Source organism: Methanobacterium sp. (assembly GCA_016222945.1).
Classification (GTDB): Archaea; Methanobacteriota; Methanobacteria; order Methanobacteriales; family Methanobacteriaceae; genus Methanobacterium_D.
In genome coordinates this window covers 147,463-171,034 of the sequence record JACRPY010000006.1, presented here as the reverse complement: position 1 = coordinate 171,034, position 23,572 = coordinate 147,463, and the positions used below count along the sequence as shown (strand labels likewise).

General features: G+C 31.1%; 21 protein-coding genes and 2 CRISPR repeat arrays. Of the genes, 11 read left to right on the top strand and 10 right to left on the bottom strand.

Translation table 11 applies throughout. From position 1 onward, the window contains the following. Positions 1-11: 11 nt before the first annotated feature. The 3 genes from HZC47_09840 to HZC47_09830 all read left to right on the top strand — a co-directional run bounded on the left by HZC47_09840 (position 12) and on the right by HZC47_09830 (position 2,873). Positions 12-623 carry a threonylcarbamoyl-AMP synthase gene (locus tag HZC47_09840; GenBank protein ID MBI5681184.1) on the top strand — a complete coding sequence of 204 codons (612 nt, stop codon included), beginning with the start codon at positions 12-14 and terminating at the stop codon, positions 621-623. A 192-nt stretch (positions 624-815) separates the two neighbouring features. Beyond that, positions 816-1,511 carry a DNA repair and recombination protein RadB gene (gene radB / locus HZC47_09835; protein MBI5681183.1) on the top strand — a complete coding sequence of 232 codons (696 nt, stop codon included), beginning with the start codon at positions 816-818 and terminating at the stop codon, positions 1,509-1,511. A 204-nt stretch (positions 1,512-1,715) separates the two neighbouring features. Beyond that, complete coding sequence (locus HZC47_09830) at positions 1,716-2,873, top strand: pyridoxal phosphate-dependent aminotransferase (protein MBI5681182.1); 1,158 nt, start codon at positions 1,716-1,718, stop codon at positions 2,871-2,873. A gap of 42 nt (positions 2,874-2,915) precedes the next feature. Here the strand turns inward: HZC47_09830 and HZC47_09825 are convergent, their stop codons facing one another. Then, on the bottom strand, positions 2,916-4,691 hold the full coding sequence (locus tag HZC47_09825; GenBank protein ID MBI5681181.1) for a ribosome biogenesis/translation initiation ATPase RLI: 1,776 nt from the start codon (positions 4,689-4,691) through the stop codon (positions 2,916-2,918). Positions 4,692-5,046: 355 nt separating this feature from the next. Between HZC47_09825 and HZC47_09820 the strand changes: the two genes are divergently transcribed. The 6 genes from HZC47_09820 to HZC47_09795 all read left to right on the top strand — a co-directional run bounded on the left by HZC47_09820 (position 5,047) and on the right by HZC47_09795 (position 11,001). Further along, positions 5,047-5,433, top strand: a complete 387-nt coding sequence (locus HZC47_09820; protein MBI5681180.1) for a hypothetical protein — start codon at positions 5,047-5,049, stop codon at positions 5,431-5,433. Between the two features lie 192 nt (positions 5,434-5,625). Further along, entirely contained in the window at positions 5,626-6,279 is a 654-nt protein-coding gene (gene rnc, locus HZC47_09815; protein MBI5681179.1) for a ribonuclease III, read from the top strand. Positions 6,280-6,503: 224 nt separating this feature from the next. Further along, positions 6,504-8,978, top strand: a complete 2,475-nt coding sequence (locus HZC47_09810; GenBank protein MBI5681178.1) for a PAS domain S-box protein — start codon at positions 6,504-6,506, stop codon at positions 8,976-8,978. A 310-nt stretch (positions 8,979-9,288) separates the two neighbouring features. Continuing rightward, on the top strand, positions 9,289-9,591 hold the full coding sequence (locus HZC47_09805; protein MBI5681177.1) for a hypothetical protein: 303 nt from the start codon (positions 9,289-9,291) through the stop codon (positions 9,589-9,591). Between the two features lie 61 nt (positions 9,592-9,652). Beyond that, entirely contained in the window at positions 9,653-10,096 is a 444-nt protein-coding gene (locus tag HZC47_09800; GenBank protein MBI5681176.1) for a response regulator, read from the top strand. A 5-nt stretch (positions 10,097-10,101) separates the two neighbouring features. Next, positions 10,102-11,001: a PAS domain S-box protein gene (locus HZC47_09795; GenBank protein MBI5681175.1), complete on the top strand. Its 900-nt coding sequence runs from the start codon at positions 10,102-10,104 to the stop codon at positions 10,999-11,001. A 220-nt stretch (positions 11,002-11,221) separates the two neighbouring features. Here HZC47_09795 and HZC47_09790 read toward each other — a convergent pair whose 3' ends face one another. After that, positions 11,222-11,623 carry a cupredoxin family copper-binding protein gene (locus HZC47_09790; GenBank protein MBI5681174.1) on the bottom strand — a complete coding sequence of 134 codons (402 nt, stop codon included), beginning with the start codon at positions 11,621-11,623 and terminating at the stop codon, positions 11,222-11,224. A gap of 75 nt (positions 11,624-11,698) precedes the next feature. Next, a complete protein-coding gene (locus HZC47_09785) occupies positions 11,699-11,920 on the bottom strand; it encodes a hypothetical protein (GenBank protein MBI5681173.1) in 222 nt (73 codons plus the stop codon). A gap of 304 nt (positions 11,921-12,224) precedes the next feature. Between HZC47_09785 and HZC47_09780 the strand changes: the two genes are divergently transcribed. Then, positions 12,225-12,362, top strand: coding sequence for a hypothetical protein (locus HZC47_09780; protein ID MBI5681172.1), 138 nt, complete (start codon positions 12,225-12,227; stop codon positions 12,360-12,362). Between the two features lie 255 nt (positions 12,363-12,617). Continuing rightward, positions 12,618-13,262: a YkgJ family cysteine cluster protein gene (locus HZC47_09775; GenBank protein MBI5681171.1), complete on the top strand. Its 645-nt coding sequence runs from the start codon at positions 12,618-12,620 to the stop codon at positions 13,260-13,262. Between the two features lie 115 nt (positions 13,263-13,377). Here the strand turns inward: HZC47_09775 and HZC47_09770 are convergent, their stop codons facing one another. The 7 genes from HZC47_09770 to cas5 all read right to left on the bottom strand — a co-directional run bounded on the left by HZC47_09770 (position 13,378) and on the right by cas5 (position 23,564). Continuing rightward, positions 13,378-13,641, bottom strand: a complete 264-nt coding sequence (locus tag HZC47_09770; GenBank protein ID MBI5681170.1) for a hypothetical protein — start codon at positions 13,639-13,641, stop codon at positions 13,378-13,380. 122 nt (positions 13,642-13,763) lie between these two features. Then, positions 13,764-14,648: a CRISPR direct-repeat array (repeat unit 30 nt; unit sequence ATTTCAATCCTAAAATAGTCTGATTTAAGC). Positions 14,649-14,651: 3 nt separating this feature from the next. Further along, positions 14,652-16,552: a CRISPR direct-repeat array (repeat unit 30 nt; unit sequence ATTTCAATCCTAAAATAGTCTGATTTAAGC). 354 nt (positions 16,553-16,906) lie between these two features. Then, a complete protein-coding gene (cas2, locus tag HZC47_09765) occupies positions 16,907-17,170 on the bottom strand; it encodes a CRISPR-associated endonuclease Cas2 (GenBank protein ID MBI5681169.1) in 264 nt (87 codons plus the stop codon). Between the two features lie 25 nt (positions 17,171-17,195). Beyond that, positions 17,196-18,161: a type I-B CRISPR-associated endonuclease Cas1 gene (cas1b, locus tag HZC47_09760; protein ID MBI5681168.1), complete on the bottom strand. Its 966-nt coding sequence runs from the start codon at positions 18,159-18,161 to the stop codon at positions 17,196-17,198. A gap of 34 nt (positions 18,162-18,195) precedes the next feature. Further along, complete coding sequence (gene cas4, locus HZC47_09755; GenBank protein ID MBI5681167.1) at positions 18,196-18,711, bottom strand: CRISPR-associated protein Cas4; 516 nt, start codon at positions 18,709-18,711, stop codon at positions 18,196-18,198. 9 nt (positions 18,712-18,720) lie between these two features. After that, entirely contained in the window at positions 18,721-20,172 is a 1,452-nt protein-coding gene (locus HZC47_09750) for an ATP-binding protein (protein MBI5681166.1), read from the bottom strand. Positions 20,173-20,386: 214 nt separating this feature from the next. Further along, positions 20,387-22,840 (bottom strand): CRISPR-associated helicase Cas3', encoded by a 2,454-nt coding sequence (cas3, locus tag HZC47_09745; GenBank protein ID MBI5681165.1) that lies wholly within the window; start codon positions 22,838-22,840, stop codon positions 20,387-20,389. 58 nt (positions 22,841-22,898) lie between these two features. After that, entirely contained in the window at positions 22,899-23,564 is a 666-nt protein-coding gene (gene cas5, locus HZC47_09740; protein MBI5681164.1) for a CRISPR-associated protein Cas5, read from the bottom strand. Between the last annotated feature and the right edge of the window lie 8 nt (positions 23,565-23,572).

Sequence of the window (23,572 nt, the reverse complement as noted above, 5' to 3'; positions counted from 1 at the left end):
GGGAAGATTATATGAAATTACTCAAAATAAATGCTGAAAATCCACAAAAAGAAATGCTTAAAATAGCAATTGAAGCATTAAATGAAGGAAAAACAATTATATATCCCACAGATACTGTTTACGGCATTGGGGCAAATATATTTGATGTTGAAGCTGTTAAAAAGGTTTATTCAGTAAAAAAAAGGCATTTAACTAAACCGTTATCTGTTTGTGTGTCTAAAATAGATGATATATCCAAAATTGCCCATGTAAATGAAAATATAAAAAGGAAATTAGCTGAAATTTTTCCAGGTCCCTTTACAGTTATTTTAAAGAAAAAAGAAGTCGTTCCATCCCTAGTAACTTCCAGTAGTGATAAAATTGGAATAAGGATTCCAGACAACAGGATTTGCATGGAACTTTCCAGAGAATTTCCAATAACCACAACAAGTGCCAATATTTCAGGGAAAAAAGTTTCAGAATCTGTAAATGGTGTTTTAAGTCAACTGGATAATAATATTGATGTTGTTCTTGATGCGGGAATATGTAAACATGGTGTTCACTCCACAGTTATTGATATGACCATTTCTCCGCCAAAAATATTAAGAGAAGGTGCATCAATGCCTTCATTCAATTATATTTAATTTAAATCCAAAAATAGAGTTTTAACTTAAATATAATACTAAATTAATTAAAAAAGATGCACCCAAATTATTTTTATTATAATATGCAAACAGTTAATTAGAATAGCTGACTAATTATGTAAATTAAAAATCTTTTAAAATAGTTAATTTAAGCTAAATTTTATCAATCAAAGAATTTAAGAGGAATTAATATTGAATACATTAGCCAATATAAAGAAAAACGGTAAAATACCATTAGAATGTGGAATAGATTCCATAATAGGTGGTGGAGTTGAAAAAGGATCCATAACCCAATTCTATGGACCGCCAGGATCAGGAAAAACAAATATAGCACTTAAAATGCTTGTACAATGTGCAAAAAATGATAAAAAAGCAGTTATTATAGATACTGAAGGTGGGCTCTCCATTGAACGGATTAAACAAATAGCTGGAGAAGATTTTGATAAATTTGCAGGTAATATAATAGTTATGGAACCTACAAACTTTCAAGAACAAAATGAAAGCTTAAAACGCATCGATAACAGTTTAAAATCTGAGGAACATAAAATAGACCTCTTAATTCTTGATTCAGCAGTAGCACTATACAGATTAAAAGAAGGCGGCCAAACCGAGATTAATAGAGAACTTGGAAAGCAAATGGGACTTCTCTCAAGGCTTGCAAGAAAACATAATATTGCGGTAATCATCACCAATCATATTTACTCTCTTTTTGATGAAGAAGGTGTAATTGAGCCTGTAGGTGGCACTATACTGAAATATTGGAGTAAAATTATAGTTGAACTTGAAAAAAATGAGAAAGGAGAAAGATACGCCATATTAAAAAGGCATAAAAGCAAACCTGAAGGTCTTAAAGTTAGATTTGAAATCATTGATAATGGCCTAAGATAAGCAATCCGATACTTTTAAATTTACTAAGATGAAATATCTTATAAAACATACCCAATTGGACATATAATTAAAAACAAGTTAAATTTATGAATATAGTAAACCTAAGATTTTAAATAAGAGTTTTTAAAAAGATTTATATGATTTAAAAGCATTTTTAGATTTTAATCTTAGAAATAAATACTATTTTAAAGTGTTGTGAGATTTATGATTTCACCGAAGAAATACGCAAGAGTAGCAAAAAGACTGCCAAAAGGCTTTAAAAGTGTAAATGAATTCTTTAATTGTGTTTATCATGATGAAGAAATGATCTGGATGGGTCAAAACACTAATCATTTACATGAAGAAAACGACATCATGTACGAAATGCTGGAAAGCATTAAAAACAAGGATTACTGTAAATATCCTCCGCCAGAAGGATTTCCAGAACTTAAAAACCTTATCCTTCAAGATTTAGGTCTTACGGAAGGTTATGATATTTTAATTACAGCAGGAGGTACAGAATCCCTCTATCTCTGCATGAATGACATATTAGAACCTACAGACAACGTTATAACCTGTGATCCAGGATATCTTATCATAGATAACTTTGCAAGCAGATTCGCAGACCATGTAAAATCAATTCCAATCTACAACGAGGAATGTGGTTATAAATTAACCCCTGAACTTGTAAAAGAAAACATGGACAAAAATACAAAGATAATATCCCTTGTAGACCCTCTTAATCCTCTGGGATCATGCTACACGAAGGAAGAAATCAAAGAATTTGCAGATATAGCTATTGATAACGACCTTTACCTGCTCCATGACATAACCTACAGAGACTTTGCACGAGAACACCATTTAGCAGCAAAATACGCTCCCGAAAATACCATAACAGTTTACAGCTTCTCTAAAATATATGGAATGGCTGGTTTACGTGTCGGGGCTTTAATAGCTGCTCCAGACGTTGTTACTTCTGTAAAAAGTATAATTATAAACGATCTGGGAACAAATGTAATCGCCCAAAAGGGTGCGCTTGCAGCAGTGAAATCCAAGCCAGAATGGCTGGATAGAATACGCAATACAACCAGAGGAAATCAAAAAATTATAAAAGATGCAGTTGATGGAATAGACGGCTTATTTATACCTGTGTATCCTTCTGATGGGAATATGCTTGCAATTGACATGTACGAGCTTGGAATTGAACCAATAGATGTTACAGAGTTCCTCTTAGGCCGAAAAATATTTGCAAGAGAAGGCGCTTATACAAGCAAACTATTTGGACACAGATATTTAAGAGTAAGCTTCTCCATACCTACTGAAAGTGTTGAAAAGTTTGCAGTGGACTTTGAAGATGCCATAAAAACATTAAAACACAAATAATCCTCTTTTTTTATTTTTAAAATAAATTAAAAATCTGGAGAACTAACTTTCCAGATAATAGTATTCTCCTTTTTCTTTCTGTTCACGGTCAAGATAACTTTCAAACTTATTTACACGTGGACGTTTAGTTTCCTTATCTCTTCTAAAGGTTATTCCCACATCAGAAAGGAATTTATTCATTGCATTCCTTAAATCCATTGGTTTTGTGGCATGCCCACTAACTCCCGGCTCGCCATAAAAGACCATTGCACGATCAGAAATATAATCAATGAAGACTATATCGTGGTCTATTATAATTGATGCTGCATGACGATTTTCTATAATTTTTCTTACAGCTCTTGCAGCTCTTAATCTCTGTTCAACATCTAAAAACGCTGTTGGCTCATCAAAAAGATAAACATCGGCATCTTTTGAAAGTGTGGTTGCAATTGCCAGTCGCTGCAGCTCCCCGCCACTTAAATCCTTGACTGTTTTTTCCATAATCTCATCAAGGGTAAATGGCCTTATAATCTCGGTTTTAAATATATTAGTACCATAAGTAGGTGCTGTTGTCATTAAAAGTTCCTGAACAGTCCCATCAAAGTTAGATGATAAATATTGAGGTTTATAAGCAATAGCTATCTTCTTTTTAATCTTTCCTTCATCTGGTTTTATGGCATCTGCTAGCATCTTGGCAAATGTGGTTTTACCAATACCATTAGGGCCAAATGCAGTTACAATTTCATTATATTGAACTTCACCTTCTTCAGCTTCAATTGAAAATCCATCATAGGATTTTTTAAGTGTTGTGTATTCAGCAAGAACATCTCCTTCCCTTTCTTCAGTAGGAGGCCTTACATCAAAAACAATGGGCTGTTTTCTGAATCTGACATTTTCTTCTTTTAAAAATCCGCCAATATATGTATTTATTCCAACCCGTACACCCCTCATCTGGGCCACGACCCCATAAGCTCCAGGATGGCCGTATAAAATATGCACATAATCTGATATGGCATCAAGGGCAGCTAAATCGTGTTCTATGACCATTACAGATTTACCTTCATCTGAAAGATTTCTTATAACCTTAACAGCGTTTAATCTTTGTCTAACATCAAGCCATGATGTGGGTTCGTCAAAATAATAGAAATCAGCATCTTTTAGGGCTGCTGCAGAAATAGCAACTCTTTGAAGTTCTCCTCCGCCCAGCTTGGAAATGTCCCTATCCATTATATGTTCTATTTCAAGTGTTTTTGAAACTTCTTCTAATTTATTTCGCTCATCAACACTTTCTAAGAGCTTTCCAACATCACCTTTTACTACTTTAGGCAGCATATCCACCATCTGCGGCTTATGGGATGTTTTTAAATTACCTTCTGAAAGCTTTTTAAAGTAAGATTGAAGCTGTGAACCTTTAAAATAGTTAATAATCTCATCCCAAGAGGCAGAATCTTCATATTTTCCTAAATTAGGTTTTAATTCGCCTGAAAGGATTTTGATGATGGTGGATTTACCTATTCCGTTTGGACCTAAAATTCCCACAACAGAACCGTCCTTAATATTTGGAAGCCCGAATAATTCAAACATATTTTGCCCATATCGATGTATAGGGTCTTTTAGAGCTTCCGGGAGATTGATGATTGTTATAGCATCCATATAACATCTTTTTGTGCATATTCCGCATCCAGAACATAATTCTTCAGAGATTACTGGTTTTTTGGTTTTCGGATCAATGGTGATGGTGTCTTCTTCCATTCTAACACCAGGACAGTATTCAATGCACACGTAGTTACATTTCTTGGGTAGGCATCGATCATGATCTAATATTGCAATTCTTGTCAATGTATCACCAGAATTAGTTTTTTAAATTAAATTAATCAGTTTATAATGATAATAAGCATCCTATCAACTTTTTTTTAGAAAATGTATAATTATACAGTTATATTATTTTGATGCGCGTAATATATAAAAATATACGTTTTTTATATTTCAATATTTAATTCCAATTTTAGTTAATTTGTGAAAAATTTTGAAATATTAACAAATTTTAATCGTTAGCTCCAATTTAGTTTTCTTTTCTGGTTAATATCTTCATATTACAATCATTCCACCATTAGTTGGTGTACATGTGAGTCCATACTATAAATTTATAAGTAGCATGGAAAAAAACATAAATTATGCATAAAGGAGGATAACAATGAAAAAAATAGCAATTTTATTTGTGATTGTAATGGTTTTAGGGGTGTTAAGCACTTCTGGATGTATTGAAGCTGATAAAATGAATACTATATATCCTATTTTTAAAGATTCCAATATTACTGCAGAATATGCTGAAGATATAGCATATACGCATGTAAGGCATCGAATTGCTGAAGCAAATTCACAAACTTTAACAAATCAAATTAGAAGGTCTTGGCTTTCTAAACCAGTTCTAAATGGTAACATTTACACAATTTCAGTCCATGTACCAGGTGTAGGTGCAATGGTACCTGATTTTGACGTGTATATTGATAAATATAATGGAAATGTTACTGATAATTTACCAAGTAATTGGGCAGCAACAGCAAAATCCAACTTCGATTGATGAATTATCATTTATAATTCATCATATTTAAATTATGGCACCATATACTGCTGACTGTATCCATATAAAACGTTTTCAAGGATCATATATGTATTGGTGAGGTTATATAACTTCTATTTTAAAATATCTCCCATATAATGATTATAATAAATGACTTATCAACCTATATATCCTAATAATAAATAGATAATTATGGAATTACTAAAAAAGTTTTCAATTAAACCACTTGATCCTCATCTATATGAGCTGGCCTTTCTTCATGAGTCTTATTCCAATGAAAATAACCTGGAAGAATGCTATGAAAGATTAGAATTTTTAGGTGATGCTGCCTTAGACCTGGTGGTATCTGAATTTTTATATAATATGGATTCTGATTTAACTGAAGGCCAATTAACCCGTATACGTTCTAATTATGTATGTAAAAAAGCACTTTACACTTATTCAATTGAATTAGGATTAGATCAATACATAAAATTAGGTGCTGGTGTTGAATTAACAAAACGAGAAACTGATTCGGTTATTAGTGATGTATTTGAATCTTTTATTGGAGCTTTATATCTGGATTTAGGCATGGAAAGTGTGAAAGAATTTCTCTTTAAAACCGTCATCCCCCATATAAAGAATAAAGACATCTTTTTTTATGATTATAAATCTGAATTAAAACAATTATGTGATCAAAACGGTTTTGAATTAATTTATGAGTTAATCCATGAAGAAGGAGAACCACATGATAAAATATTTACCATGGCTGCCATGATTAATGGTGAGAAATGTGGGATAGGTAATGGTGGAAGCAAAAAAGAAGCTGAGCAAAATGCTGCTAAGATTGCTTTGAGTGAGTTTTAGATTCTCTTATTTTTTTCATATATTGAGCAAAGTGCCGTAAATTATTTTGAAAATTAAGCAATTTAAATAGTATTTTCCTGTTAAAAATCGCAACAAATTATTGCATTTTTCATATCATATTAACAATTTCGTTTTCGATTTTGAAATTTTTTTGTTTATTTCAATAAAATTAATATATTGAGTATGATTTAAATCATAATATAATTGGAGGGGGTAGTTGATCATTGAAAGATAACGAAACTAATAATAGGCGTTTAAAGGCAGAACAATTATTAAGCGAGCGTAAACCAATTTTAAAGCCTGAAAACGTCGATTCTCTTATCCATGAACTCCAAGTACATCAGATTGAATTAGAACTACAAAACAAAGAGCTTAGAGATGTTGAATCAAGATTAGAAGAATTTAGTCAGAAATATTTTGATCTATACAATTTTGCACCTGTTGGATATTTAACCTTGGATGAAAAAGAGTTAATCAAAGATATTAATATAACTGGTGCCACATTACTCAATTATGAAAGAGAATATCTGATTAATAATGCATTCATTCGTTTTATCCCTCCTGAATTCAGAAATAATTTTTATAAACATTTAAAACTAGTTTTAGAGAATGGGACTTCTCAAAATTGTGAAATTAAACTCATTAAAAAAGATGGAACCCAATTTTATGCCCATTTGGAGATTTTACCTGTCCAAGATGCTGATGGAAATTTACAAGAATTCAGAATAACTGCCACAGACATCACAGCAAGTACAAAAATTGGAGAAGATTTAAAAATGCACGCAGCTTTATTAGATGTTTCTAATGAAGCTATTTTTTCTTGGAACTATGGGGGAAAAATATTATCTTGGAATCAGGGTGCTGAGGAGTTGTATGGATATAGTGACAAAGAAACTATAGGTTTTAGCAGCCATGAATTGCTTAAAACTGAGTTTCCGCTTGAATTTAATGAAATTATAGAAAAGCTGGTTAATGACAAAATGTGGGCTGGTGAATTAATCCATACAAAAAAAGATGGTGAGAAAATCATTGTTGAAAGTCAATTACAGTTAATTCAAGATACTTCTGGCCAAAAAATTGTTATTGAATCCAATCGTGATATCACACAACGCAAGCGGGTTGAGAATGAGTTGAGCGAAAGTGAGGAAGAGTTGACAAAGGTATTGAATGCCGTGCCTGCTGCTGTCTGGATTGCACAAGATCCTGAAGGACGCCATATCACTGGTAATAAACTCTCTTACGAATTGCTACAGCTTCCTCAAGGTGTTGAAGCATCTAAATCAGCTCCGGAAAATGAGAGGCCTGAAACATTTAAGATATTTAAAGATGGCATTGAAATGATTCCAGAGGAAATGCCAGTTCAACTATCCGCATCCGGTAAGGAACTACGTGATTACGAATTTGATCTAGTCTATTCAGATGGTACGCAAAAGAACATGTTAGGTAATTCTACACCACTATTTGATGATGACGGAAATCCTCGTGGATCTGTTTCAGCGTTTATAGACATCACCAAGCGCAAAAATGTAGAAATTGAACTAAAAGAAACTTTAAATAAACTTGAGGAAATGGTTGAAGAACGTACTAAAGATCTATTTTTAGCAAATAATTATAACCGTAATCTGATTGAAACAGCTTTAGATCCTTTGGTTACCATTGGACCTGATGGTAAGATTACTGACGTGAATAAAGCAACTGAAAATGTTACTGGCTATTCACGTGAAGAACTTATAGGAACCGATTTCGCAGACTATTTCACTAATCCTGTGGAAGCTAAGAAAGGGTATCAGCATGTTTTTAAATCGGGAATGGTAAGGGATTATCCATTGGAGATCAAACATAAAGATGGTAGTTTAACTCCTGTTTTGTACAATGCATCAGTTTATAAGGATGAGTTTAATGACGTAGTAGGTGTTTTCGCTGCTGCACGTGATATAACTGAACGTAAAAAAGCAGAAAAAGAACTCAAGAAATATTGGGAAAATCTGGAAGAACAAGTTAAACTACGCACTTCAGAACTTGCAAAATCTAATGCAGATCTGAAACAATTCGCCTACGTAGCTTCTCACGATCTGAGAGAACCTCTGCGAATGATTATCAACTTTTTACAATTATTAGAGCGACGATATCAAGACCAATTAGATGATGACGCTCAAGAGTTCATATTTTTTGCAGTGGATGGTGCCAAACGTCTGGATACAATGATCATTGATTTGTTAGAATATTCTCGAGTAGCAAACAAAGAAATGATGTTCAGTGAAGTTGACTTTGTGGAAGTATTGGATCAGATCAATTTAAATCTCAATGTTATAATTAATGAAAATAATGCCAAAATAACATATGATCAATTACCTAAAAATATCAGAGCTGATGAAAATCAGATGATCTTATTATTCCAAAATCTCATTACCAATGCTATCAAATATCGAAGCAATGAAAGACCTGAAATCCATGTATCCGCTGAAAAGGAAGATGATCAATATCTCTTCAATGTGAAGGATAATGGAATGAGTATAAATCCTGAACACTTAGAACGTATTTTCACCATTTTCCAGCGATTACACACCCACCATGAGTATGAAGGGTCTGGAATTGGTTTGTCTATTGCCCAGAGGATCGTTCATCAACATGGTGGCGAAATCTGGGCAGAATCTGAACCAGGAAAAGGCAGCACATTCAAATTTACCATAAAAATTTAATAGGACAATCATATTTTAAACTCATTATCTCCTTTTTTCTTCTCTTAAAAATAATTGTTAAAATATAGAAATGTTTATAAATTATATCGTCATAAGATGTAATTGGTTGAAATAAGTTGTAATTCAATTAATTAAATTTCATGTCCTTACCGCCTCCGAAGTAAGGAAGACATGATGAAGTGTTCTTGGAGTCTTAAAACTCCAGGAAACATCTTTTTTACATTATCAATTCTAACAGGCATATGTGAATAAGTTTTAATGAAAAACTTTATTTATTATAATGTATCAAAATGTAATTAGGTGATTTAGTATGAAAGTAGAGAAAAAATTTACCAGCACTATGGATGTAAAGGATAAGAACGGGAATATCTTAGGAGCCGTATGTGTAGCCCCAGCAAAGGAAATTGGCAAAAGAGACATCCTCCTTATGGATGAAAGTACTGGAACACAATCTGTCAGAAGCATCACAGAATTAATTAACATGCTTTCCAAAAAAGACGTAACTTTTGAAGAACGAAAGCAAGTTCTAGACTTCTTATCAGAAAGACTAAGAAATCTAGAACAGAATATGCCTCCCATTCCTTCCAAAAAAACAATGAAGAGCAAAAAATGATAACTCCAATTAATTCCATTTTATGAATAGTGCTAAAGAATATCAGTAAGGATTTGATAATATGCGGCCGGACTCGGCAAACCCTATTGAAATATTATTAATAGAAGACAATCTTGGCGACATTCGTTTAATTGAAGAAGTTTTCAAAGATGCTAAGATCGATAACAAGATGCAGGTGGCACTAGACGGCGAAAAAGCCATGAAAATGCTTCGAAGGGAAGGCGAATATTCTCAGGCCTCTCGTCCAGATATAGTACTACTAGATTTAAATTTGCCTAGAAAGGATGGAAGAGAAGTTTTAAAAGAAATTAAAGAAGATAAAAGCCTTAAATGCATTCCAGTAATAATTTTAACCACATCTACAGCTGAAGAAGATATTATTGAGACTTATAAACATAATGCTAATTGTTATATTACTAAACCATTTGATTTTGACCATTTCATTAAAGTAATTAGTAATATTGAAGACTTTTGGCTCAATATTGTAAAACTACCTCCACGGTGAATCGTATGCGTGAAAATATAACAAATGTCCTGATTATCGAAGATAATCCAGGAGATGTTATTATAATCCGAGAGATGTTAAAAGACGCTGTTGGTATTCATTTTAATCTATTAAATGTTGGTAATCTAAGTGATGGGTTGAAAATTCTCGTTAAAGAGGATATAGATATCTTACTCCTCGATCTTAACCTCCCTGATAGTCATGGGATTGATACTTTCATTAAAATGAACCAAAATGCTCCCAACATGCCCATAATCATACTCACAGGTCTTACTGATGAAGAATTAGCTATCAACGCTGTTGCAGAAGGTGCCCAGGATTATCTTGTTAAGGGGCAGATTGAGAGTCAGTTATTGGCCAAATCCATTAAATATGCAATAGAACGCAAAAACATAGAAAGAAAATTAAGAGAAAGTGAAGAGAAATATAGGTTAATAGTAGAAAAAGCCCAATCAGGCGTTTTTTTAATGAACTCAAATAATAAATTAACCTACGTTAACCAATCTATAGCTAAAATGTTAGGCTACACCGTGTCTGAAATGCTTAAAAAGGACATATCTAATTTTACAGACAGAAGGGGTGAAGAGCTAATAAATTATTATTTGAATAAAACTGAGAAATTGACGGGCCAAACTTATGAATTAAAATTGCTGAACAAACAAGGTGTATTTTCGCACGTTTTAGTATCCACGAATCCCCTATTTAAAGCAGATGGCACATATTTAGGTGCTATCTCAATTTTAATAGACATCAGCTCACGAAAAAGTGTAGAACGATCATTGGTTAACGCATTGAAAGATAAAGATGAAAATTTATTTTTGATCATGGGAAGTATGATAGAAGCTATGAAGCCTTTAATCCAAAACGAATACAAAGAAGAGGAATATTTTGATAAATTTGCCTGATGATGGAATAGACACATTAATTTATGCCATTAAATCATTAATCAAATTAGAACAAAAGATACCATCATAATATGGTTTTTTTTTATTTCAGAGAATTTAATTACATTCTTCTTTTTTCATCATTTTATATAATTAAAAGTAAAAATTAATGGAGCGAAATAAAAACTCATAGTGATTTGTTTCCGCTCCTAAAAAATTCTATTTATTTGAGAGTGTTTATTTAATATTTTGGTCCAGATCCGCCGGAATTAGTATTTGTTGAAGTGTTGCTGTTTGATGGATCATTAGTTGAAACTACAACGGTTCCAGTCATGGATGGATGTATTGAGCAGTGATATGAAAAGGATCCAGTTTGATTGAAAGTGTAGTTATAACTCATCCCAGTAGTTAAATCGCCACTATTAAATAATCCTGTATCACTCACTACACGATGAGTTGCAGAATCTTTGTTTGTCCAGGTAACAGTTGTACCAACTTGAACATTAAGTGTAGCTGGATTGAAAGCCATATTTTGTATGGTAACAGTATTTGCACTGGTGGTGGTCTGTGAAGTACACCCAGAAACTGCAACCACGCCCATAATCCCTAAAATAGCCAAAAATAAATATTTATTTTCCAACAATTATACCAACTCCTTAGTAATTGATTATCCACATGAGAGATAACCTCTAATTCCTTTTATTATGATTTTCTCATTTTATTGTTGAATTTTACTTTTTAACGTATCTCGTAACCATTTTTTGTATTCCAATTTCTGTTCTAATTCTGATATTTTCATGTCTAATTTTTTGACTGCCATCATCTTCATTTCATCTTCAGTCATCATCTTCATTATCCATTTTTTCATCATCCAATCTTTCTTCATTCCCATGTGGCTGCTTTCTCCATGCATTCCCATATGTTTGCCTTCTCCATGCATATCTATCACCCATCTTTTTTGGGGCCGAATTATATACTTAATTTAAAATTAATTCTTTGTTGGATCATTCTAATTAGCCCTATTACATTTTAATACACCATTATTTAAATAATTTATGTAACTCCTTAATAAATAAAAAATCAGATTATAGCCCAATGAATGAATATGCAGGCGGTTCCAAGTAAAAATCTACTTAGGGATTTTTTTTAATGACTTTTTCGAGAAAAATTTATTAGTTAGTATGTATTAAAGTGTAATAAGGTGAATTAACTATATATATATAAAAAATTTAGGGGGACATTAAATGGATGAAAAAAAAGTAGAACATTTTGTTGAAAACTTCAAAGGTATGCTGTGGGATGAAATGGAAGATGCTTTGTGCAATATGAGTAAAGAGGACATGCAAGCCATAATCCTCCAGCTTAAAAAAAGATTTGGGTGATGAAACTATTATCATCCTCCATATTATTAATCAATTTTTCAAACTTCATATTTAATTTTATCAATTTTAATTACAGCTTACTGTTTTTTTAGGATTATAAATCTGAATTAAAACAATTATGTGATCAAGACTGTCTGGATCTGACTTATGAATTAATTATTTAAATCATCAAAACTAATTTATCCACTACAAGACCAATGTTTCTTATTGCAATATTAGTAAATTTACAACCAATCAACGAAGTGAGTGCCATAAATGTTAAGAGATATTCTAATAGACAAAGAACTGTTTAAAAACCTCAGAGAAAAAGCTTTAGAATCAGAGGAAGGAGAAAATTCTTCTAAGGAGGTTGAACTCCTGGAGAAGGCAGTCTTTAAAAGATTGAAAAAGAAAAGATCTGTTAAAAAATATAAGAAATTGGGAGTTACTAAAGGGGACCTTAAAGAAATAATAGAACTTGCTGACATCCTTAGCTTAGATGCATTAGGCGGCCCATCAAACTATGAAATTGCCAAGGAACATCAAGAATGGTGCACTATTTGCGGAAGATGCTGCAGAGAATCAGAATCTATATTTATACATAAAGATGAATTGAACCTTCTTCTAAATTTCAATCCAGAGTTAAAAAAGGGAATCATACCTAACAAACTTTTCCCTGAACATTTTGAGCTTAAAGATATTCAGCCATGCAAATTCATCGACCCTGAGACAAATAAATGTGGAATATACCATTCAAGACCACAAGTCTGTCGAAGTTACCCCCTTGTACTCATTGAATCCGGAGGTAAGGCCCGTAACATCATCAACCTGCGTAGCACCTGTAATTATTCTGTTAACCTGATTTTGGAAAAATCAATGATTCTTTTTGATGATGCCATCAGAAGACTTGAAGAAAAATAAAGATTATCTAGAGCAGAATGCTACTATAAGTTGTGTTGAATGAGTTTTAGGTTCCGAAATTATCTTATTTTTTTTTAAATAATATATCTCATTTTATATATCCTTAAAAAACTTATTAATACAATTTGTTTACAACATCAATTTTATTGAAATACCCACCAAGGGTGAATTTCACTTGTTGGTCCAGGGCTAATTTGGATTCTGCTTCAATGATATATGATGCTGTTATAATTTCAGTGTCAGTATCTTCCACATTCATTTCAACCCTGTGAATTTCTGTTCCATCAGAATCTTCTTCGTTAGTGTAATGTTCCACATATATTGTTGCATTTTCAATTTCAGTCACTTTTTCCACAAAATCATAGAGTTTCATAGCCATATTTATCACCTTTTGTTAAGTAATTTATACTTTCGTGTTACTACTTTGAACTTAACTAAACAAATAATCGTATCCAAATTTCGAATAAACTAATCATTCTATACTAAATTTAAACTCTAAGAATTTCAATCCTAAAATAGTCTGATTTAAGCTAGAACCAATACTGTCTGCAATTCTGTTATATTTACATTTCAATCCTAAACTAGTCTGATTTAAGCTATGGTTTTGGATCGTGCTTCTCGACGATTTTTATGATTTCAATCCTAAAATAGTCTGATTTAAGCTGGAGCATTGAATGGTTCAAGGTTAACTGTAGCTAATTTCAATCCTAAAATAGTCTGATTTAAGCTAGTCATGATACTAATACAGATAATACTTTGCCATATTTCAATCCTAAAATAGTCTGATTTAAGCTCTAAAGCACCCTTAAGCGACATGTTTCCATCATAATTTCAATCCTAAAATAGTCTGATTTAAGCTTGTTATAAAATTTAGTTCTTAATATGTCATTGCTATTTCAATCCTAAAATAGTCTGATTTAAGCTGAGGGTACTTTAAATTTAGCTTTGCAAATATATAAATTTCAATCCTAAAATAGTCTGATTTAAGCTAATATTCTAAGCAATGGACTACGAACGGTTTACGAAATTTCAATCCTAAAATAGTCTGATTTAAGCCAATGATAGATAATTATGGAGTTAGACCATTAATGAGATTTCAATCCTAAAATAGTCTGATTTAAGCCAACAGGTTTAGCTGATAAGAAGACTGGTATGCCTTTATTTCAATCCTAAAATAGTCTGATTTAAGCTATTCCCATTTCTTTTAATATTCATTACCCTACCAAATTTCAATCCTAAAATAGTCTGATTTAAGCTTAATCAATGAAATTGATGAGTTAGTAGAAAAAGCATTTCAATCCTAAAATAGTCTGATTTAAGCATATTCTCTAAATCTAAAACAGTTATTATTGCTTCATTTCAATCCTAAAATAGTCTGATTTAAGCATTAACTCAATCCTAAAATAGTCTGATTTAAGCGCGTTCTCCCTTGGAAATCGCAAGTTTGTTTAGATTTCAATCCTAAAATAGTCTGATTTAAGCTAATGCGGTATAAACACGACTATATAAACGAGTAGGATTTCAATCCTAAAATAGTCTGATTTAAGCAATTACCTAAAGAACTTGAAAATAATCAATTAATAAAACTATTTCAATCCTAAAATAGTCTGATTTAAGCTAATAATTATGGTTATATTGTTTGCATACATTAATGTATTTCAATCCTAAAATAGTCTGATTTAAGCCGACTGCATTAACACATAACTGGCATCATGTAGCAATGACTTATGAATTTCAATCCTAAAATAGTCTGATTTAAGCTGGATTCAAGTACACCTACTTCGTCTTCATTACCTAATTTCAATCCTAAAATAGTCTGATTTAAGCCTTTTATATCCACATGTAAACTTATGTAATCCATTATTTCAATCCTAAAATAGTCTGATTTAAGCTTGAAGCAGAGAAATCTGGAAGAGAATTTACACGAGTAAATTTCAATCCTAAAATAGTCTGATTTAAGCTTATTAACACTGATTATGATTATCAGTGTACAGGATTTCAATCCTAAAATAGTCTGATTTAAGCTTTCATCCGTGGTTTCAAACCAGAATTTATTATCACGTATTTCAATCCTAAAATAGTCTGATTTAAGCAAAATATCTTGAAAACCCAAGGGGGGATTTGGATATCAATCCTAAAATAGTCTGATTTAAGCGCCGGTAGTGTTTGCAAACAGTACACTAGCATTTGTATTTCAATCCTAAAATAGTCTGATTTAAGCCAAACTACAAGGGTGTTGTTAAATGTCTTAAATGTAAATTTCAATCCTAAAATAGTCTGATTTAAGCCAAGTGACAGTTTACCCGCACCTGTGAATATATGGAATTTCAATCCTAAAATAGTCTGATTTAAGCCGGGTTCTGCTTTTTCACGTATTGTATAACTATCTCCATTTCAATCCTAAAATAGTCTGATTTAAGCTTTCCCATGCAATAGCTATTTCGTTTCGTTCTCCTCTATTTCAATCCTAAAATAGTCTGATTTAAGCTAAACATAAGCATAGGAGCGGGTGTAAACGGATTAATTTCAATCCTAAAATAGTCTGATTTAAGCACATCTATGTAAAACCCTATTTTGTCCAGCTAGATTTCAATCCTAAAATAGTCTGATTTAAGCGGATAAAATTTTTTAATTTTTTTATTTTATTTTTTTAATTTCAATCCTAAAATAGTCTGATTTAAGCTCCATACCAACATAAATAAACTTCATATCAGCTAAATTTCAATCCTAAAATAGTCTGATTTAAGCCTTTTTTCAAGACTTATCTCATTTTTTTGTTTGTTATTTCAATCCTAAAATAGTCTGATTTAAGCTTTCAACAATTTTATACAAGCAATATAACCATATTAAAATATTTCAATCCTAAAATAGTCTGATTTAAGCGCTGCCTTTCCAGCTGCCTTAACAGATTGAGCAGTTAGATTTCAATCCTAAAATAGTCTGATTTAAGCATATCATAAAATGCAAGTGGGTAATCTTCATTATATAAATTTCAATCCTAAAATAGTCTGATTTAAGCTCATAACTGTTAAAATGATTATTAAAACAACTATCGCATGACACAATTTCAATCCTAAAATAGTCTGATTTAAGCATGCAAACTTGTATTGTTTCGTGTGTATTGTTGCCATTTCAATCCTAAAATAGTCTGATTTAAGCCATCTCCAGTGACTGCTTTCTTTAAAGTTAAAACAATTTCAATCCTAAAATAGTCTGATTTAAGCGTGAAAAGCACTGTTTAAAAATGTTACATAAATACTATTTCAATCCTAAAATAGTCTGATTTAAGCAGGGCGGAAATTTGCCCCATTTCCCCAAATACATAATATCCTTTGGCCCCTCAAACACTTATATTTGTCGATGTCCAATTCCCAGATTCTTTTATATGGATCAACGACTTTAAAATCATGTGTTTTTAGAGAAATTAAAATATAAAATAACTTTTTTGTTTATTTAAAAATAAAATGACAAGGTAAAATTAAAATAGGAATGTATTACTGTTTTTAAAACGATTTGAGAATAAAGTAACTTAAAGTAATTTTAATCTGGAGTTAAAAAGTTATGTGATAAACGATGGGGTTTATGGCCTTTAAAAAGTGAAAAAAATAGTTGAAATATAATTAAATATAGTAAAAACTTAAATATTAAAGAATACCATTTATTGGTGCCTTCTCAACACCTAAAACCTTCCTGTTAAAAGCGTCAGAGGTTCTAAACCTGTATATTATCACAGAATCTTCATCTTTTTCTATAATATTTAATAAACCACTTTTTATTTGTTCCATCTCGCTTTTAGTGACTTCTCCTTCAAAAACAGAATTTTGTATCCAGTAAAGATGTTTTCTGAGGAATCCTTTGACTTTATTAACACGTTCAACTTTAATGTCATATACAATTATCACATACATAAACCCACTTTCCAAAAAACTATTTTTACCACCACATAACAAATGGAGTATACTCCTTAGAGTCAAGAAGATGTTTTATAAGCTTATAAGCCTCCAGCCTTATGAGTCTCTTGTAAGAAACCTTCCTGTTAAGTTCCCTGTGTTTAATAGTCTTTTTGAGCCGTTCATCATATTCTTTAATGAATTTTTTTCTTCCTTTATCATTTAAGAGGCAGTAATTCAAATTTTTTTCAAAATCATCTTCACTTAACATTCTCTTGTTTACAAGATAGAAAATCAGCCGATCCACAAGTATGGGCTTGAATATTTCGCTTAAATCCAAAGCAAGGGAAAATCTCCGCTCTGATGGCTCATGAAGATAAGAAATTGTAGGGTTAAGCTGAGTATTATAAATTTCTGATAGAACTGTTGAATAAACCATAGAGTTCCCAAAGCTTATAAGGGCGTTTATCATGTTTTCTGGAGGTCTTTTAACTCTCTTCTCCATTTTAAAGTTTTCTGGGAGAATTTCATTCATTTTTTGGTAATAATTGGCACGTATCCTCCCTTCAACATTCATAACTTCTGTTATCATGTTACATCCAGTTAAATCCAGTAATATAGTGCTTATTTTGTTTTCAAGGCTGTAATATTTAAGAACTTTTTCCATATTTTTGGAAGCACCTTCTACGAACTTTTTAGCTATAATAATCCTTTTTTCATGGTTTAAGTAGTGTTCTGCCTGTTTTATAATTAAATCTCCCGATAATAGCTTTTCTCTTGGATAAAAACTACCGTCATAATATCCATAATAATTAAAGAAGTGAACTGGTATTCCTTCCTTTGCAAGAAGGTGAATAGCCTGTGATGAGAATGTTAATGATCCATATGCATAAATAGAATAAATTTTATTTATTGGAATTGGTTTTTTACCGTCTTTATTCACAAAATATACTGTGTTTTCCCTTCTTTTAAGTAGTCCATCAGACAGTAAATAGTAGTTCTTTTTCATAGTTTATCCGCCTAATAATTCATTTAATGAAAATTCATATCCAACAGAACTCATAATATGCACATTTCTTACAAATCTTCATTTTCACAGGTTTTGGAGCCTCATTATTAATAACATTACCAATGTCTTTAATTATATCCATTAATTCCATTTCTTTAGATTCATCTAAATCTATGGTAACTTTTTTTCTCATCTTAGGGTAATTAATTATGCCTTTGATATTCTCAATACCTTTTTTATCTTTTAAATAATACATGTAATAGAGAAGCTGGTATTCATGAGATTTTTCCATTTTATTACTCTTTTTAACTTCATGAAGCTCCAGACAATCCCTTTTTTTAATAAAATCAACACTGATTAAATTATCAATTGTATACTCCTTTTCATCCTTGTAACTTTTTTGATGCAGTAATTTTCCAAGAGATACGAGTTCAGATTCCTGTTCCATCTGGATATGATGAGAAAAAAGCCATAGTTTAGTCTTGCAGATGAAATAGTAATTGATTTGAGTTCCAATGATTCTTAGTTCTTTTTCGGAGTCTGAAAGCATTTTAACCAACTATAAAAATGAAAATGTGGTTAGTGGAACATGAATCACATCATCTTCAAGTGTAATCCTTTTTGTTTTATTAGACACCACTATGCCGTATTCCGAATTATATTTATTAATTGCTTTATTTATTTGCCTTTTATCTTTATTTCCAACTCCCACTTCAACAGGTATGATTTCACCAGTTATATCACTTAATAGAAAATCAACACCTTCCTTTTCTGCAGCATAAAATATTCCATGCGGCATATTAATAGTTTCTTTGAGTCTGAAAAAATAGGACGCCACCATGTTTTCTGCAAGTTCACCCAAAAATTCCCTCTTTTTAGGGTTATATTTACCCAGTTCGAAATTTATACTTGTTTTTATGGATGGAGATAAAAAATAATACTTCCATGCCTTTCTTACGGATGTTCTAGCACTTCCAGAATATGGTTTGATATGGAATATCAGATGAGTTTTTTCAAGGATACTTAGTATATCTTTTACGAGAGCTGAAGAAATTCCTATATCATTTGCTAATTTACCTTCAGATGTTTCACCTGCTTTTTGAAGGGCTAAAAACATAAGTATTCTAAAAATTGAGCTTTGAGTTTCTGATCTAAAAGACCGGATAAGAGATACATCCTTTTCAACCACGCGATCCAGCATATTAAAGGTTTTTTCATGGATATCATAATCATTTAAGTGAATTCCAAAGGGGAAGCCTCCACAATGTAAATAATTTTCCCATTCCTTTTCAATGGGCCGCTCCAGTTTTAGCATTTTCTTCATTAGCTCATTTTCTTTTTTAGAGGCATCCTCTATGTCTCCCATGAAAATTAACTTTCTAATGCTTGCTGATGTTCCTTTGGGTGCATAAATATCATGTTTTAAAAGCAAGTATTCTGAAAAATTCAGGGGAAATATTGACTCTTTTTTTGATCTTCTGACTGCTTCAACGTTTGATTCCAAACTCAATGCTGAAGAGCCGGTAAATATCATGAAAATCTTTTTACTCTGGTCATATAATATTTTACCTGCATTTGACCATTCTTTATCATGCTGAGATTCGTCTATAAGGATAAATATCTCTTCATCTAAGGTTACTGGGGTTTTTTGATGGACTTCACCAATAAAAACATCTGCTGCATCGATTATTTTACCGTCTAAGTATTCGCTCAGATGATCTGCAGAAATATAAAGGACTCTATCCTGTGCAATACCTTTTTCATTTGTTAAATAGTCATATATTTGGAAAAGTAGTGTGGTTTTTCCAACGCCTCTTAAACCGGGCATAATTATAAATCTGTTTTCGTTGGAATTATCTAAAAAGTTATCAGTGTGCTTTTTAAGTTTAAAAAAAGCGTTTCTATGTCTGAATTTCTTTCCATTTCTTTGAATTTGGTCTTGAGCTAATCTGGGTCCTTCCCTTAGTCTTGCCAGGATGTAATCTAAAAGGTCATCTGTGTTTGGTTTCATATTATCGCCTTACTCAACTTTATGAGTAACCTTATATAAATAGTTACTCAACTTTATGAGTGATTACTTATAAATGGTTGCTCAAGTTTATGAGTGAAATCATCAATTAAATATCATAAATTTATTAAATAAAGCTCAATTTGATCTGATTAAACACAAATACAGATTCAACATCTCCTGCAATCATATCATTTCAATCTCAAAATGAGCTAATTTAAAAAATATTATCATCAGAAGTACATTGAGCTTTTTTACCATAATTAAAACCAATTTCATTATTATAATCCATTTTACAAATCATGTAATATCTTTCTTTCCTTCCAACCAATTTTGAAACAATATAAAAATATTCTAATTCTTCACCATGCTCTTTTTGATCATTTTGATACCACCAAAGTGGAATTTGAACCTGATTTTCGACATTAAGGTTCTTTTCTTCGTTTTTATAAAATTTACAGGGAATAACATCAATTTTTTGTACTTTTTCTTCCCTAATTTGTAATAATCTTCCTTCATCTTCTCCAAATGCAATTTCAATTGGCCTATAACCAAATAATGTGCATTCTTTGAAAATTTTTTCTAAATTGGTTTTTTCCAATTTATAATCATCATATATCTCATCACATAATTTTTTAATCTTTTTATAGGAAGTTGGGCCCTTTAAAATGTTATTTCTTGTCTTTTGCAATAATTCTTCATTATAAGGAAGATGACTTTCAGGTGCAAATATCTTCATTTCATGGAGAATTCCATCAGTAGAGTAAACTTTTCCTTTTCGATTAAGACGGCCACCTCTTTGGCCAATTGCATCAGGAGGCGCTATTTCTGTATACATCACATCACACGATATATCTAATGATATTTCGATTACTTGAGTCGCTATTAAAATAAATGGTCCTTTTTTAGATCTATTTTTTATTTCTGATTCTTTTTCGACTCGATCATTGTAAATAAACTGAGAGTGATATAAGATTACATTTGGATCGTCATACTTTTCTTCTAAATTATTTTTTAATATCTTATAAAATTCTTGAGCTCTTTTTATGGTATTCAAAATGATAAATTGTTTTAAACCAAGATTATATTTATTTACAATATCATCAAGAATTTCTTGATTGATTAAGGGATCTTCTTCATTTTCATCTGTGGATTTTGGGATTTTTATTATGTTTTCATCACTTAAATTAAAAGAAAATGGAGTATATTCAATACCTTCTTTATCAATAACTTCAACATAGTCTTCTAACTCATCTCGGAGGAAATCAGGTAATGTTCCAGACATTAATAAATGAGGAATGTCAAATTGTTTGAGGAGTCTAAATAAAGTGATTAAATGATTAAGAGTGTTTTTTTCATAATAATGCACTTCATCGAAAATTATTGTAGCATTTTGTAGGTTTCCTAAAGCAAAATCGGCCTGTCTAAAGCCATGAACAAAAGAATAAATCAAATGATCAATAGTCGTTACTGTTATGGGTTTAAAAAATACATTTCCTTTAAATACATCCCCCTGTATTTCTGAAATATCTTTATCACTTAGATCTTCATTTTCTTTCATAACTTCGGATTTAAGTTTTATAAAGCTTTTACCATGGAATAATCCAACGTATTTCTTACCATCTTCCATTTTTTCTTTATCGGACTCCCCTTTGCCAAACATTGTGCATAAACGTTCCCACATAGCATTACTTGTTACTTGTGTGGGCAAAGCAAAAACTATTTTGTTTCTATCATAATTTTCCATGGAATTTAAGGCCCATAAAAGAGATGCTTCCGTTTTTCCCCTTCCACAAGGAGCAAATAAAACCGAAAATTTGGGTGATTTTTCGAAAAGTTCCGATTGGAAATCATGAGGTTGATGATCACCTAAAACAACCTCTACAGGATTATTTATGTTTAATTTAAGAACATACTCTTCAGGATTCTCTATAACAGAATCAAAAAGCTTAATATCCCCATTATAACTTTCAATAAATTTAGAGAAATTCGCACTGGAATAATCATCACAAAGCTGGAGAATTGAGAAAAAATAGGTGAAAACAGATTTTAATTTAATTTTATTTGGATATATATCGCTATTATGGATAATTTGTTTAATTTTGCCCTTTATTTGACTAGAATTTAAAATATTTAATTCATTTATTCTTTTTTCTTCTAATTCAAAAAAATTATAAAATTTCAATTCTTTATAAACCGTCTTTAATGAATTAATAAAGTAAATTATTTCATTCTCTTGATAATTTACATCATTGTAAATATCTTCATAAATATTCTTATGGAGCTGTGTATGATGTCCTAAAACTGAACAAAATTCTAATAGTATAGGATCATTTTCCTTTAAAAAAGAATTTAAAATTCCATTTAAGTAAAAATTAAGAAAAATAGGGAACGCAAAAAAAGAATGAGGATAATATTGTGAATGTTTACCAATTTTAATATTATCTTGAAATTGTTTTGTAGCTTTGCCTATATCATGAAAATAAATTGTAATGAATAAATTTTGCATAAAATTTCCACAATTTAAATCCCATCTTTTGCAAAACTGTTTTATTGAAATATGATTTTTCTCAAAATAATGATAAAGAATTTTTAAAGAATCAATAGAATGTCCATATAATGTTTGATAATGATTTTTACCATTTTTTCCCTTATATTTTGCAATTAGCATTATTTCAGCCCTTGAAAAATAGTTATAGAACATTGAAGAATTAATTAGTCTTATTTTCCTAATATGCTGTGATATATTCGTCGTCACATTTGTAACACTCAACTTTTTCATCAATTATTAATGGATATCCCATAGGAAGTGATATTGTTAATTCTTGTAATGATTTTCCATCATTTCCAAATTTATAGGGGATTTTTACAATCTCACAGTTTTCATAAATACCCTCAACTACACTATGGATTTTCTTAGACTCTGTTTTTTCTGTTTTTATTGTTTTTATATTTGTAATATCAACCATATCATCAGATTGACCTAAATAAAGTGGCCTCTCCGGATTTTTAAGTTTTTTAGAAATATCTTCGATTTTTTCATTGTTACCAAGTACATAAACCTTATATTCCGGATTTACTAAAAATTCTCTAAACATAGGAGAAGAAGGAAAAACTCTTCTAAATCCCGAGCCAGTTTTCTTCAATTTTAGGATTTTAGATAGTTCTTTTGAAATTCCTTTTATTGCTATTTTTTGAATACCTATTTTTATTTCATCTTGAAGTAACAAATACTCCTCATGCCTAGGGAATTGCCCTAGACCTAAACAATTTGATAATACTCCTCGTATAGTCGTAAACGGCGGAATCGAATAACTAACAATAGTAGAAGTACTAGTTGGTTTTCTGAAACAATTAAAATAAATGCCTTCTATTTCAAAACTTAAGCATTTCAAAGCTTTCA